This is a genomic window from Desulfosediminicola sp. (assembly GCF_048381775.1).
GTDB classification, from domain to species: Bacteria; Desulfobacterota; Desulfobulbia; order Desulfobulbales; family Desulfocapsaceae; genus Desulfopila; species Desulfopila ganghwensis.
The window spans coordinates 92635-106023 of sequence record NZ_JBLXGE010000011.1; the positions used below are offsets into that span (position 1 = coordinate 92635).

General features: G+C 49.0%; 11 protein-coding genes. 8 read left to right on the plus strand and 3 right to left on the minus strand.

The features are described from left to right. The first annotated feature begins 187 nt into the window (after positions 1 to 187). The 6 genes from ACN5NT_RS17380 (at position 188) to ACN5NT_RS17405 (ending at position 6802) form a co-directional block, all read left to right on the plus strand. A complete protein-coding gene (locus ACN5NT_RS17380) occupies positions 188 to 1366 on the plus strand; it encodes an acetyl-CoA C-acetyltransferase (protein ID WP_136798333.1) in 1179 nt (392 codons plus the stop codon). Between the two features lie 218 nt (positions 1367 to 1584). Further along, positions 1585 to 2433: a 3-hydroxybutyryl-CoA dehydrogenase gene (locus ACN5NT_RS17385; RefSeq protein WP_136798332.1), complete on the plus strand. Its 849-nt coding sequence runs from the start codon at positions 1585 to 1587 to the stop codon at positions 2431 to 2433. Between the two features lie 199 nt (positions 2434 to 2632). Then, complete coding sequence (locus tag ACN5NT_RS17390; protein WP_419176276.1) at positions 2633 to 3835, plus strand: M24 family metallopeptidase; 1203 nt, start codon at positions 2633 to 2635, stop codon at positions 3833 to 3835. 71 nt (positions 3836 to 3906) lie between these two features. Next, positions 3907 to 4674, plus strand: a complete 768-nt coding sequence (locus tag ACN5NT_RS17395) for a DUF6125 family protein (RefSeq protein WP_136798330.1) — start codon at positions 3907 to 3909, stop codon at positions 4672 to 4674. 28 nt (positions 4675 to 4702) lie between these two features. Further along, positions 4703 to 5488 (plus strand): enoyl-CoA hydratase-related protein, encoded by a 786-nt coding sequence (locus ACN5NT_RS17400; protein WP_419176277.1) that lies wholly within the window; start codon positions 4703 to 4705, stop codon positions 5486 to 5488. A 156-nt stretch (positions 5489 to 5644) separates the two neighbouring features. Further along, positions 5645 to 6802, plus strand: a complete 1158-nt coding sequence (locus ACN5NT_RS17405) for an acyl-CoA dehydrogenase family protein (RefSeq protein WP_419176278.1) — start codon at positions 5645 to 5647, stop codon at positions 6800 to 6802. Between the two features lie 38 nt (positions 6803 to 6840). Here ACN5NT_RS17405 and ACN5NT_RS17410 read toward each other — a convergent pair whose 3' ends face one another. Continuing rightward, entirely contained in the window at positions 6841 to 8160 is a 1320-nt protein-coding gene (locus ACN5NT_RS17410) for a L,D-transpeptidase family protein (protein WP_419176279.1), read from the minus strand. Between the two features lie 28 nt (positions 8161 to 8188). Further along, positions 8189 to 8410 carry a hypothetical protein gene (locus ACN5NT_RS17415; RefSeq protein WP_136798327.1) on the minus strand — a complete coding sequence of 74 codons (222 nt, stop codon included), beginning with the start codon at positions 8408 to 8410 and terminating at the stop codon, positions 8189 to 8191. Positions 8411 to 8816: 406 nt separating this feature from the next. Between ACN5NT_RS17415 and ACN5NT_RS17420 the strand changes: the two genes are divergently transcribed. Together ACN5NT_RS17420 and ACN5NT_RS17425 are read left to right on the plus strand one after the other, a co-directional pair. Continuing rightward, positions 8817 to 9482, plus strand: coding sequence for a transglutaminase-like domain-containing protein (locus tag ACN5NT_RS17420; RefSeq protein ID WP_419176280.1), 666 nt, complete (start codon positions 8817 to 8819; stop codon positions 9480 to 9482). A gap of 166 nt (positions 9483 to 9648) precedes the next feature. Further along, complete coding sequence (locus ACN5NT_RS17425; RefSeq protein ID WP_419176281.1) at positions 9649 to 11535, plus strand: GNAT family N-acetyltransferase; 1887 nt, start codon at positions 9649 to 9651, stop codon at positions 11533 to 11535. A gap of 32 nt (positions 11536 to 11567) precedes the next feature. Here ACN5NT_RS17425 and ACN5NT_RS17430 read toward each other — a convergent pair whose 3' ends face one another. Continuing rightward, positions 11568 to 12869 carry an integron integrase gene (locus ACN5NT_RS17430; protein ID WP_419176282.1) on the minus strand — a complete coding sequence of 434 codons (1302 nt, stop codon included), beginning with the start codon at positions 12867 to 12869 and terminating at the stop codon, positions 11568 to 11570. Between the last annotated feature and the right edge of the window lie 520 nt (positions 12870 to 13389).

Here is a 13389-nt window from a genome sequence, read left to right on the forward strand (position 1 = left end):
ATGTTTTGTTCGATTAAACAATGAAATGCAGAGTAGTTCAAGATATTTTTTTTACACAATTGTGAAGTAAACCGGCAGGAGCACTCCGGGAGCGCGTAAATACGAGGGGAAGTGGTCGTAACTATCTGACAGAGAGATAAAAATTGTTCCTTCTATCTGAACAGCAACTCAACATGAGGGGAATGTCATGAAACAGGCTGTAATCGTAAGTGCGGTGCGTACTCCACTGGGCAGCTTTGGCGGCTCTCTTGCCGGAACGGGGGCAACAGAACTGGGTGGCCATGTGATTCGGGAAGCCGTGGGGCGCGCTGGTCTTGCTCCAGAGTCTGTTGATGAATGTATCATGGGTATGGTACTGCCCTGCGGTTACGGTCAGAACCCGGCAAAGCAGGCAGCGATCAAGGGCGGGCTTCCTGATCTGGTGGAAGCGATCACCGTCAACAAAGTGTGTGGTTCTTCATTGAAAGCGGTAATGCTCGCGGCCCAGGCCATTCAATGTGGTGATGCTGATATCATTGTAGCCGGCGGTATGGAGAACATGAGTAGCGCTCCGTACTATATGGAAAAAGCGCGATGGGGCTACAGAATGGGGCCGGGCAAGATAGAGGATCATATGGTTCATGATGGACTCTGGGATGTGGTCAATGATTTCCACATGGGTATGTCCAATGAGTTGAGCAGCCAGAAGTGGCAGATCAGCCGGGAAGATCAGGACAGGTTTGCGGCAGAATCATTCAGGCGGGCAGGTAAAGCGATTGAAGAAGGACGTTTTACAGATCAGATAGCTCCGGTATCCATACCGCGACGAGGTAAGGAGCCGCAGATATTTTCTGTGGATGAATGTGTTCAGCCTACGGACTATGAGACTCTTGCCAGAATGAGGCCGGCCTTTGCCAAGGATGGGGTTGGCACAGCCGGTAATGCGTCGATTATCAGTGACGGTGCTGCCGCTTTAGTACTCATGAGCAGGGAAAAGGCCGAGGAACTCGGTTGCACGATAATGGCCGAGGTCGGGGCCCAGGCATCCCACGGAATAGAGTTGAAATATGTGTTGATGGCACCAATCTACGCAATCCCGAAAGTTCTCAAGAAAGAAGGGATTGCCATTCAGGATATTGATCTTTTCGAGATAAACGAAGCCTTCAGCGGTACCTCGGTTGGTATAAACAGGGTCCTGGAACTGGACCCGGACAAAGTCAACGTCAACGGTGGCGCCGTCGCTCTTGGTCATCCAATCGGAGCAAGCGGTGCAAGACTGTTGACCGATCTGCTCTATGAACTTGAGCGTAGAGATTTACAGCGGGGATTGGTTTCTCTCTGCCTTGGCGGTGGGGAAGCGGTGGCGTTGATTGTTCGTCGACCCTAGGCTGAATTGAAAAGAAATCCAATGCCATAACGTTGTCAAAAAACAACAATTACGCAACAGGTCAAAAAGTTTGAAGCAGTTGAGTGTGCTGTTTAAAGGAGAAGACAGACTGCAGTCATAAGCTGCCGGGGGACAGTCTATGACTGCAGTCGATAACAGGCAGGTTGTATAGCCTCAGAAGTACTTCAACAAACGGATTACTGAAAGGTGAGCGAGTTATGAGCGTACAGACATTTGGTGTGGTTGGGGCAGGGCAGATGGGTAACGGTATTGCCCAGGTTGCGGCAATGAGCGGCCTGCAGGTACTGATGAGTGATATCAAGCAGGAATTCGCTGAAACTGGCCTGAATCACATCATAAAAAATCTCAACAGGATGGTAGAGCGGGGAAAAATGTCTGATGACTCCCGCCAGGAAGCCATTGACCGTATCAGCATTACCTCAAGCCTGGATGATATGGCTAAGGTCGATTATGTGGTGGAGGCCGCGACCGAACAGGAGGATTTGAAATTCGCAATTTTTCGTGATCTCGATCGAATCTGTCCGGCCAGGGTAATCCTCGGCACCAATACCTCCTCTATTCCCATTGGCAGAATTGCGGCCCAGACCGGGAGACCTGATAAGGTGATCGGCATGCATTTTATGAATCCGGTGCCTGTCATGAAACTGGTTGAGGTGATCAAGGGAATTGCGACCTCGGATGAGACCTTTTCAACCACCTGGGAACTGTGCGAGCGGTTTGGAAAGACTCCGGCCGAGGCCAATGATTTTCCGGGCTTTATTGCTAACAGAATCCTGATGCCCATGATTAATGAGGCGATATTCTGCCTCTATACCGGTGTGGGCAAAAAAGAAGATATCGATACCGTAATGATGCTCGGCATGAATCACCCGATGGGGCCGCTGGCGCTTGCGGATCTTATTGGTTTAGACACCTGCCTGGCTATTATGGAGACCCTCTACGATGGTTTCAAGGACTCGAAATACCGGCCATGTCCATTGCTCAGAAAATATGTGGAGGCGGGCTGGTACGGAAGAAAGACCGGCAAGGGGTTCTACGACTATTAAGCCGAATTTCTCGTGAACATGCCGTTGATTGGCAGGAAGGCGATACCACATTAGATCTTCGATAAGATCAGCACGGTGCTTGTGATCTGCAAAATGCTGCAGAAGATAACGCTGCCTGAGCTGATGAGAAATCCGGGCGGAGTAGAAAAACACCTTCGCCAATCTTCAAACTGAACGTCGTGTAACTCAGGGGATTGTGATGAAAGCAGAAATTATCGGAACACCGGCGTCGGAACTGGCCAGCCGAATACAAAAGCTACAACAGGCTCTGGCGGCGAAGAGTATCGATGCAGCACTGATCGTACAGAAAACCGATTTCTACTATTTCAGCGGAACCTCTCAGCAGGGCTGGCTATTCGTGCCGGTTGAGGGCAGGCCGCTGCTGATGATTTTCAAGGAGTTTGAAAGGGCAGAGGAGGAATCTGGGCTGGAATGGATTGTACCCCTGGTCAGCCCGAAAAAGATACCGGCCCTTCTCAAGGAGTATGGCTATCCGTCCCCAAAGCGTCTGGGAATGGAGCTGGACGTGTTGCCGACCGCACTCTACTTTCAATACAAACAAATTTTTGATGGGGCGGAGATTGAGGATGTCTCCCTTGAGATCCGGTTGATCCGCTCCATTAAATCGGAGCACGAGCTGGGTCTGCTACGTTCGGCAGCCGCGCTTTCAGACAAGGTGGCGTCGCGGGTGCCGGAGCTGCTGGCAGAGGGCAAAACGGAAGTAGCCCTGGCAGGCGAGGTGGAGGCGTATGCCAGAAGCCTTGGGCATCAGGGCATAGTGCGTATGCGGCTTTTTGGCAGCGAGCTGTTTTACGGCCACATCATGGCGGGAGCAGCCGCAGCAGTCCCCAGTTATCTGGCCTCACCCACCGGTGGTAAAGGGGTAAGCGGTTTGATCAGTCAAGGTGCCGGATTTAATAAAATAGCAGCCAATGAGCCGGTGCTGGTTGATTATGTTTTCGCTTACAATGGCTATATCTCGGACCACACCAGAGTCTTCTCGCTGGGCACTGTGCCGGATGAGTTTTTAATAGCCCACGAAGCGATGCTGGAGATTCAGGAATGTATTGCCAGACTCGCTGTGCCCGGTGCGATAGCAGGGGAACTCTATGAGCAGATGATATCCCTGGCAGAGGCCAAAGGGCTGGCGGAAAACTTCATGGGCGCAGGAGATCGAAAAATACGTTTTACAGGTCATGGCGTGGGGTTGGAACTGGACGAATTTCCATTCATTGCCAAGGGACAGAAACTGACGCTGGCAGAGAACATGGTCATCGCCCTGGAGCCCAAAGTCATTCTCCCTGGCAAAGGTGTGGTGGGAATTGAAAACACCCATGTGGTGACTCCGGGCGGGCTTGAGCGGTTGACGCATTTTCCGGATGAGATCCATGCCCTGGTATGAAGTGATGTGAAATCCTGACAGGGTACGACATTACAAACAGTTGCTGCGGTTATATCCAACATGGAGATACTATGCCAACCGATATTAAAAATGTTTCGGAGCTGGACCAGAGAGAGACGGCAGGCTATGTGCTGGATCTGTTTCACCGTCTCATCATTCACCACGCTCTCTGGTACAGCGAGGTGCACCACCAGTTGGGCCATGAAAAGGCAAGCAGGATACTCTCGAAGGCCGCTAAAACTTCAATCAACATTCAGCTCAAACATCTGGCCAAGCTTTTTGAGTTCGATCTGGTGGATGGCATACCGGAGCCGCTTCTGGAGATGGATGAGGCCAGGCTGCATGAACTGCGGCAGCGTATTGCGAAAAACTGGCTGGTCAACGATGGTGTCTGGTTTCAGACCATTGAGAAGTCGGAAGGGATGAACGACGCCAAACGATGCAACGATTCATGCTGGGCGCGCTTTTCACCTTTTGAGGCTGAAACAATAAAAGAGAAGCTGCAGCTGGGGGAGCAGTCTGGGCTGGCAGGATTACAGCAGGCTCTGGCGCTCAGGTTGTATGCAAATATCAACACGCAGTCGATATGTGAGGAAACACCTGAATCGTTTGTTTTTCAGATGAACGAGTGCCGGGTGCAGAGCGCCAGGAAGCGAAAGGGCATGGCTGATTACCCATGCAAGTCTGCAGGCCTGGTGGAGTATACCTATTTCGCCAGAAGCATAGACAGCAGAATCAGTACCGAATGTATCGGCTGTCCTCCGGATGAGCACCCTGAAGATTGGTATTGTGCCTGGAGATTTGTATTGAACGACACGGATCAGGCCAGGGCCGTATGAGAAGACTGACCGCAAAAAGGAGAGATAAATGCACGCCATGAACAACGTTCGTTTTGAGAAAAAAGGTGCTGTTGCAGTAGTTACCATAGATCGCCCCAAGGCACTCAATGCACTGAACTTTGAAACGTTGAAAGAATTACAATGTTTTTTTTATGAGATCGATATGGATCGGGAGATCGGTGCGGTGATCCTTACCGGTGGAGGTGATAAGGCCTTTGTGGCCGGTGCGGATATTGCCCATATGCAGGAACTCGATGCCCGGGCCGGAGCAGAGTTTGCCGAACTTGGGCATCAGGTGATGAGTGCGTTGGAAAACCTGAATCAACCGGTGATTGCCGCTGTAAACGGTTTCGCTCTGGGTGGAGGTTGTGAACTGGCTATTTCCTGCGATATCAGAATAGCCTCAGAGAATGCAAGATTCGGTCAACCCGAGGTAAATCTTGGGGTTATTCCAGGTTTTGGCGGAACCCAGCGCTTACCGAGGATTATTGGTCGGGGGCTGGCGGCGGAACTGCTCTTTACCGGCGATATGATCGACGCAACGGAAGCGCATCGCATCGGTCTGGTAAACAAGGTGGTGCTGGCAGAGCAGTTGCTCCCAACCTGCATGACCATGGCGGAGAAAATCACCAGTAAAGGCCCCGTGGCAATTCGCCTCTGTAAAGAGACCATGAAGAATGGTCTGGAGATGGATATTGGCCGTGCCTGCAGGTATGAGGCGGTGCAATTTGGTCAATGCTTTGCGACTTCGGATCAGAAAGAGGGGATGAAGGCATTTCTTGAAAAGCGGAGAGCCGAGTTCACCGGTGAGTAATTTCGGTCGATTGTTCCACGAGTCGATCCGGTTGGCTGGTTCGCAGAGCTTTTACTCTGTACCGGCCTTCACAAGCTCCAACTGGAATCTTTAGTCAGCACGGGCTTGGGACGGAAGTACCGACCTTTGGTCATACAACAAATGATTGGAGAAAGCATGAATCTTGATTTAACAGAAGAACAGCGATTGATACAGGATATGACCCGCGAATTTGCAGCAGCCGAACTGGCGCCGGTGGCTGATGAGCTTGATCGCGGTGACAATATTGAAACGTTCCATGCCAATTTGAAAAAGCTGGCAGAGCTGGGGTTGATGGGGCTCAATGTGAATGATGAATATGGTGGTTCAGAAGCGGGTGTGGTTGCATTCAGCATAGCCCTCACAGAGATTGCCAGAGCATGTTCATCGACTGCGGTGACGGTTTCTGTCAATAATATGGTCAACGAGGTAATTCAGGCGCTTGGGAGCGAGGAGCAGAAACAAAAGTATATCAGGCGGATCTGTGATGGCGAGTATCTGGCTGGTGCCTTTGCCCTGACAGAGCCCGGTGCCGGTTCAGACCCGGCAGGCATGACCACCAGAGCAGTGCGCGACGGCGATGAATGGGTGCTTAACGGCTCGAAGATTTTTATCACCAGTGGTAACTGTGCAGGAGTTTTCGTGGTCTGGGCGGTAACCGATCCGGCCGCACCGAAAGGCAAAGGAATCAGTCTGTTTCTGGTGGAAGCAGATACGGAAGGATTGGTAGTCGGTAAAAAGGAAGAGAAAATGGGCCAGAATGCTTCGGCCACCAACGAGATTCTTTTTCAGAATTGCCGTGTCCCCGCCGATGCGATGATGGGCAAGGAAAATGATGGCTTTCGGGTCGCGGTGACAGAGCTCGCCGGTGGGCGTATCGGCATCGGTTCACTGGCACTGGGGATAGGGTTGGCTGCCATGGACGTCGCCACCACATATTCGCTGGAACGCAAACAATTCGGTAAGCTGATCAGTGAATTTCAGGCCATACAGTGGAAAATATCCGACATGTATACCGCGCTTGAAGCAAGTCGTCTGCTGCTAATGAACGCCGCGTATAAAAAGGAACAGGGTCGAAGTTTTGCCAAAGAAGCATCCATGGCCAAGTTATTTGCATCTGAGACTGCCAACAAAGCCTGCTACGAGGCAATGCAGATACTCGGAGGCTATGGCTACACCAGGGATTACCCGATCGAACGCTATACCCGGGATGCGCGTATTACCACAATCTACGAGGGAACCAGCGAAATTCAGAGAGTGATCATAGCGCGGGAAATCCTGAGCGAACTGTCCTGATCGGGTTTTGCCGGAAATATCTGAAGTGGCAGCGGCGGTTATCGGCGGGCCTGCAGAGAGTCATCGGTGATATCCACCGGAACTCCGCTCTGGTCCCGCAGAGCAACCGCCAGCTTGTGTCGATCTACTAGCGGCCAGAGATCCTTGTCGCTCAGGGCACGCCTTGCGAGGCTGCCGAGACTGAGGTGCTTTTGGTATACGTCCCTGTGTATTTCGATGTAGATCTTGTTGCCGTCCCGTGCAGCTTTGACGGGCTGGTAGACCAGGTTGACTTTGGTCCCCATTTTTACCACCCCGAAAAATCGTTCGATATCTTCAGGGTACATCCGAATGCAACCCTGCGTAATGGTGCGGCCCACAGACCAGGCGATATCGGTGCCGTGAATACCATAAGCACGTATGCTCAGGCCAAGCCAGTATTTGCCAAGTGGGTTGTCCGGGCCGGGTGGAACGGAGCGGAAAGAATATTTGTGCCTCAGCGACGACGGCACGGTCCAGGTTGGGTCAACGGTTTTGCTGGCAATATGGTAGCGACCGAGGGGCGTCTGATGCGAGGGCGTGCCGATGCTGACCGGATAGGTGGTGACCATGGGTATGCCATTGCGCTTATGGTAATAATAGAGCCTTAGCTCAGCAATATTTATGACGATGCCCTGCTGGCGTGCGTCGGGCAGGATGCGTTCGGTAGGAAGTGCCAGTCTTTGACCTACCGGCGGCAGCCAGGGGTCGTAGTGCGGGTAGAGATCAATTATTTCGTTGTAACCAAGACTGTATTTGCGGGCGATTTTGAGCAAGGTCTCTTTAGGGCCAACCACATGACTGACCTTGTAACCGATGATAGGTCGAATCTGCGAGGTATAGAGCCCGGAGCCATTATATGAGACCTGTGTTTGGGATGGTTGAATTATACCATTGCTCCTGACTGGAGCGGGTCTGGGGGCAGGTCTTTCATCGGTTGTGGCAAGAGAGACGATTTGTTTACCTATGCTGGTGTAGCGCCAGAGAATCTTAACATAGTCTCCAACCCGATAAGCCTTGAGGTTGACTTTTTTCCCATCCTTTACCAGGATGGCGTCGGGAGCGACTTTTCCACCAACGATGCGCTGTCTGCCGGACTGATCGGCATCGACTATGACTATATTGGAGTTAGGGGACACGACAATCAGTCTGCCATGGGAAACATGCTCGTCACGCCCCATTGCCCTGGCCTCACCTGCGTTTGCGACAGGAAGGTGCGAAGGTGGCAGAAAAAGGACGCAGCACAGGATGGAAAAAAGCAACAGCGCAACAGGGTTGCGCTGTTGTTGATTACGGCTCCGTCGCAAACCAGCAAAGGCAGCCTTAAACGAATAGCTCATAAAGAAAAGTTAAAAAAGGTAATGATAGCTACTTCTTCATTCCATGCTCGTACATGCGCTCCATCTTCTCGGCGGCATTTTCTGCTCTCATAGCAGCATCTTCAGCCCTGGTGGCGGCGGCTTCAGTCCGATTCATCATAGCTTCTTGCTCGGTATTTTTTTTGTGTGCACAACCACTGGACAACATCATGGTGCAAACCATAAAAAGTGTTGCGATAGCTGAAAGTTTAGTAGTTTTCCACCTTTTCATTGTGTAATCCTCCTTTGTTAATTCTAGAGCTCTGGCTGGAACTTTGCCGGTCGCTGCATCTTCACATTCCTGGTGTTGATGCAGAATTGAAAACCTGCATAAGTACTGTGTCTGCTGTTCCGCTGGTACTATCCAGGCACTGCTGATGAATCGTGTGGGTAACGCTGGCAAATAACTACAGCATTGTTCCAATCTGGTGCCCGTTGGCGGGAATACCCTTAAATATGGCATTCTCCAGGCTGCTATAAATATCCTAGCTGAAAGAAGAGGCTTTTTGAAGAGAAGAAAAAACACCAGAATGTGAAGCAGGCAAGATTTTTATGAAATGCGAAAATTGTTTGTGAAAACTGCAACCCTGCTATACCTTGTAATGTCTTTAGATATCATAAAAAAGGAGTTATCAATAATGACAGTGCCAGACGGCTATCTTGCCTGTACCCCGAGTATCGATTGTGATCATCCCGCAGTAAGAGAATATGCAAACCGCAACACTGTTGCCGGTACATCAGTTGTTGAAATGGCTGTATCACTTTATTATGCAGTGCGTGATGACTTCCGCTACAATCCGTATAAGGTCGATCTTACACTTGAGGAAATACGAGCCTCGGCGACTTTAAGCAAAGGGTATGGCTGGTGTGTGAGCAAGGCGGTGCTGCTCGCCGCATGTTGTCGGGCGAAGAATATTCCGGCCCGGCTGGGCTTTGGAGACGTCCGAAATCATCTTTCCACCGAGCGGCTTCGCCGGCTGATGAAAACCGATGTATTTTACTGGCACGGATTTACCGATATGTATTTAGAGGGTGTGTGGGTTAAGGCAACGCCTGCCTTTAACCTCCAGCTCTGCGAGAAGTTTGGTTTTCCGCCTCTTGAATTTAACGGTAGAGAGGACTCTGTTTTTCATCCCTTTGATAATAAAGGGAACAGGCATATGGAATATTTGCATGACAGGGGCAGATACCACGACCTGCCGCTCACTGAGATTCGCCGGACTTTTGCTGAGCACTATTCGGATATAGAGCAAGGTAAAGATGCGGATTTTGACGCAGATGTGTCAAGAGAGACCGCCAGGTAAAAAGCAGGGTAAATAGTGGTGCTGTACTTTGAAAATATTAAAAATATTGTAGGTTAATCACGCTTGCTTTACTGTTAAGGGTAGTTGGGGAAATCAGAAAAAAAACAGGATTTCAGCGCCGCGCAATGCTAAAAGGGGCTGGCATCATACTCAAAGGACGTAGGATATGCCGACTTCAAAACACTGGGCAGACAGTTATGTCGAGAAAACCGTAAGCGCAGAAGCTGCAATCGGGAAAATTCAATCCGGTCAGCGGGTGTTTATTGGCTCGGGCTGCGGTGAACCCCAGGAACTGGTAAAGGCGCTGGTGGCTAAAGCCAACAGTTTCAGCGGGCTTGAGATCCTGCGTCTGCTCACCCTCGAAACGGTCTCCTTTGCGGCTATTGCCGACAGGACCAAAGACACCAGTCTCAATGTACGTTCCATTTACCTTGGTTCAACCCGTTCAGAGGCGATTTCAAGACACAAGCGCTTTATCACCCCGATGAACATGTCGGATGTGCCAATGCTTTTTTCAACCAGAAAATTGCCGATCAATGTGGCCATGATCCAGGTTTCGCCACCCGATGACTTTGGTTGGATGAGCCTTGGTATTTCAGTGGACGTCACTCTTGCAGCCGCACGGGCGGCTGATCTGGTTATCGCCCAGATTAACCCCCGCATGCCACGGGTAATGGGTCAGAGCTTTCTTCATGTGAACTATGTAGATGTATTTGTCGAGCATGAGGAACCGATTCTCTCTGTCCCATACACCAATGATCCTTCAGAAGCAGACCAGTTAATCGGCAAACATATCGCCCGGGTCATAGAAGATGGTTCGACCCTGCAAATTGGCCTCGATGCAGCCTCCCAGGCTACATTGCAGGCCCTCTCCAACAAGACCGATCTTGGCGTGCACTCCCAGTTTCTTACCGATGACATTATGCAACTCTATGCCCGTGGTAATATTACCAACCAGCGAAAGGGCTTTAACGACGGCAAGATGGTTGCCTCCATGGCGGTGGGAAGCGAAGATCTCTACGAATTTTTAAACGACAATCCTGCGGTGGATTTCCACCCCTCGGATTATGTAAACGACCCATTCGTCATTTCACGGCATAACAGGATGGTATCCCTCAATGTCGCACATTCTATGGATCTTACAGGGCAGATGGCTGCAGAAGCGCGGCTCAGTTCGCGTTTTGCCGGTATCTCTGGGATTGCGGATTTTGTTCGGGGGGCCCGGCGCTCACCTGGTGGTAAATCCATCCTGATGATTCGTTCCACCTCACAGAATGAAGATGGGTCAGTCAGATCGAATATCGTTCCACATCTGCAGGATGACGTGGTGTTGGTTCCGCGTGGTGATGTGCATTTTGTCGCTTCTGAATATGGTATTGTCAATCTGTTCGGCAAAAGCCTGCAGGAACGAGTTATAGCAATGATCAGTCTGGCTCACCCCGATTTCCGTGAAGAGCTCTTCAAGGAGTCTAAAGAATTGGGCTTGATTGGCACAGAGCGAACCCTTGGTGAGGCCGTGAAGGCAATTTACCCGGTCAAGCTTGAAGAGGTCCTTGACCTCGATGGGCAGCGAGTCACTATCCGGCCAAGCAAACCCGTGGATGAGAGAAGAATTCAGGAGCATTATTACACGCTGCCTAAAGAAGACGTTTTGTCCCGCTTTTTTTGCCAGAAATCGCATTTTACCCGGACCGATGTTGAAGCACGTTCGCATACCGACTATGTCAACGCCTTGAGCCTGGTGGCAGTCACCGGTGAATTCGGTTTTGGTAAAATCGTAGGTGTGGCTGAGATGATGCGACTCAGGGGGGCAAATATGGCAGAGGTGGCCTTTTCTGTGGGCAGGGATCTGCAGGGCAAAGGCCTGGGTAAAATTTTCCTGCGCAAATTGGCTGAAGCAGCGCGCGAAAACGGTTTGGCGGGCCTTATGGCTTTTACTTCCCCGGGGAACAAGGGCATGATCAAACTGTTTCAGACATTACCCTACAAGGTGCAGAAGCGTTTGGAAGACGGGGACCTTGTGCTGACCTGTAAGTTTGAGGATGTAATTTAAGATAATGATGCAATAATATGTCTGTCATTTAATTAAAGCAGATCTAGCGGGCTGGCTGTTGGTTCTCTCAAATCTTTTATCACATGTGTATATATCATGGTGGTTTCAACACGTGTATGTCCAAGGTATTCTTGAATCTGTCGTAGGTCGATACCATTCAGGAGCAGATGGGTGGCAAAAGAGTGTCGCAGAGTATGCACCGAAGCATGCTTATGAATGCCGCTTGAATTCAATATGTTTTTGAAATACCGTTGGAGCATCTTATCCAATACATGATGCCTGCCTATCCTGCCAGAAACCGGATCAACTGAGATCCTGCCACTTGGAAATAGCCATTGCCAGGCTGTTTGTTTCGAAGCATTAGGGTATTTTCTCGATAATGCATTGGGCAACCAGACTTCACCATAACCGGCTGCAATATCTTCCCGGTGTAAATCGATAACATTTTCTATGTGAGGTTTGAGTTTCGGCTTCAGCATTTCAGGCAAAAGGGTAGTTCTATCCTTTCCTCCTTTTCCATCACGTACGTAGATCAGATTATGTGTGAAGTCGATATCTTGAATTCGCAAGCGGCAACATTCATTAACGCGCAAACCTCCTCCATAGATAAGCTGTAGCATGAGGCCTCGTGTTCCGGATACTTTTTCGAGTAGAATTCTTACCTCATCTATGGAAAATACCACAGGAAGCTTACGGTCAACTTTGGCCCGAATTCCGTCCCGCATTTCCGAGAGTTCAACATCTAGTACCACCTTGAAAAAGAGTAGCAAAGCATTGAAGGCCTGATTTTGAGTGGAAGCGGATACGTGCTTATTTATTGCAAGATAGGCTAAAAAGTCTTTGGCTAGAGTTTGGGTAATGGCATTGGTATCGTTGAATTTCTTGTCTTTATTGATACAAAAAGCAAGAAATTGTTTAACCCATTGAAGGTAGATTTTTTCAGTGGTTCTTGCATAATGCCTCAGTCTAAGGTTAGACAAAAATGCATTTACGGCTTTTTGGGGTGTTACTACTTCTTGAGAGTCGGCTGAGACTTTGCCGACGCTTGGGTTTTCAACGGTCGAGTTTATAAAATTGAAAAAGTATAATCGAACAGCTTCTTCCGCTTGTTGAAGTTGCCATGTATCAAAGCCAGATTTTGCTAAAATCTCTATGAACAGCGGTAGCTGTAATCGCCAGTCATTTTCTGTAAACTTGACCCTTGTTTGAAAAAATTTGCGAACCCACCTGACCATATACTGCTCTTTCCCAGGGGGCACAATAGGACTTTTTAAAAGATATTCCCCAAAATCGGACGCTTGAAAAGAGCGTGAATACAGTGTTTTTTTATCCATAGCTTAATTATCGTGAGTTATAAGGACTAGTCCTATATGACGGGATAATGCGTATTATAGGACAAAAAAACCTCTCATATTAGTAACAATCCTTATGCAAAAGATAAGAAAAATATCAGAATTGCATATTATACACATAGTCCCATATGATGGATATCAACGTATTATAAGACATATGTTGGCTAGGAATATTGAACTTGCAACTTGTCGTTGATTGGCATACTATGGCATAAAGTTATTACATTTCACTTACATAACGATGAGTTTTATAAATGAAAAAAAACCATGATACCACTATGTGGGTATTGGCTATGCGGGAATTTTGAAATTTAAATTAATGAAAAACTCCCAAAATGGGACTAGTCCTATATTACACGTTATGTCACAATAAGTTCAGAACTTGGAAAACTCATCAATGTTTATGTCAAGGATTATTTGTATATAACAAAACCTTTAAATTTAATTATACTCTCCATGGTCAAGTTTTAGTCAATATGAAAACTCTTATAAATATTTTAAT

Bases quoted from the DNA above. Each gene is read 5' to 3' on its own strand.
- ACN5NT_RS17385 (WP_136798332.1), top strand. From the start codon at position 1,585: ATGAGCGTACAGACATTTGGTGTGGTTGGGGCAGGGCAGATGGGTAAC.
- ACN5NT_RS17400 (WP_419176277.1), top strand. From the start codon at position 4,703: ATGCACGCCATGAACAACGTTCGTTTTGAGAAAAAAGGTGCTGTTGCA.
- ACN5NT_RS17425 (WP_419176281.1), top strand. From the start codon at position 9,649: ATGCCGACTTCAAAACACTGGGCAGACAGTTATGTCGAGAAAACCGTA.
- ACN5NT_RS17430 (WP_419176282.1), bottom strand. From the start codon at position 12,869: ATGGATAAAAAAACACTGTATTCACGCTCTTTTCAAGCGTCCGATTTT.
- ACN5NT_RS17390 (WP_419176276.1), top strand. From the start codon at position 2,633: ATGAAAGCAGAAATTATCGGAACACCGGCGTCGGAACTGGCCAGCCGA.
- ACN5NT_RS17415 (WP_136798327.1), bottom strand. From the start codon at position 8,410: ATGAAAAGGTGGAAAACTACTAAACTTTCAGCTATCGCAACACTTTTT.
- ACN5NT_RS17395 (WP_136798330.1), top strand. From the start codon at position 3,907: ATGCCAACCGATATTAAAAATGTTTCGGAGCTGGACCAGAGAGAGACG.
- ACN5NT_RS17405 (WP_419176278.1), top strand. From the start codon at position 5,645: ATGAATCTTGATTTAACAGAAGAACAGCGATTGATACAGGATATGACC.
- ACN5NT_RS17380 (WP_136798333.1), top strand. From the start codon at position 188: ATGAAACAGGCTGTAATCGTAAGTGCGGTGCGTACTCCACTGGGCAGC.
- ACN5NT_RS17420 (WP_419176280.1), top strand. From the start codon at position 8,817: ATGACAGTGCCAGACGGCTATCTTGCCTGTACCCCGAGTATCGATTGT.
- ACN5NT_RS17410 (WP_419176279.1), bottom strand. From the start codon at position 8,160: ATGAGCTATTCGTTTAAGGCTGCCTTTGCTGGTTTGCGACGGAGCCGT.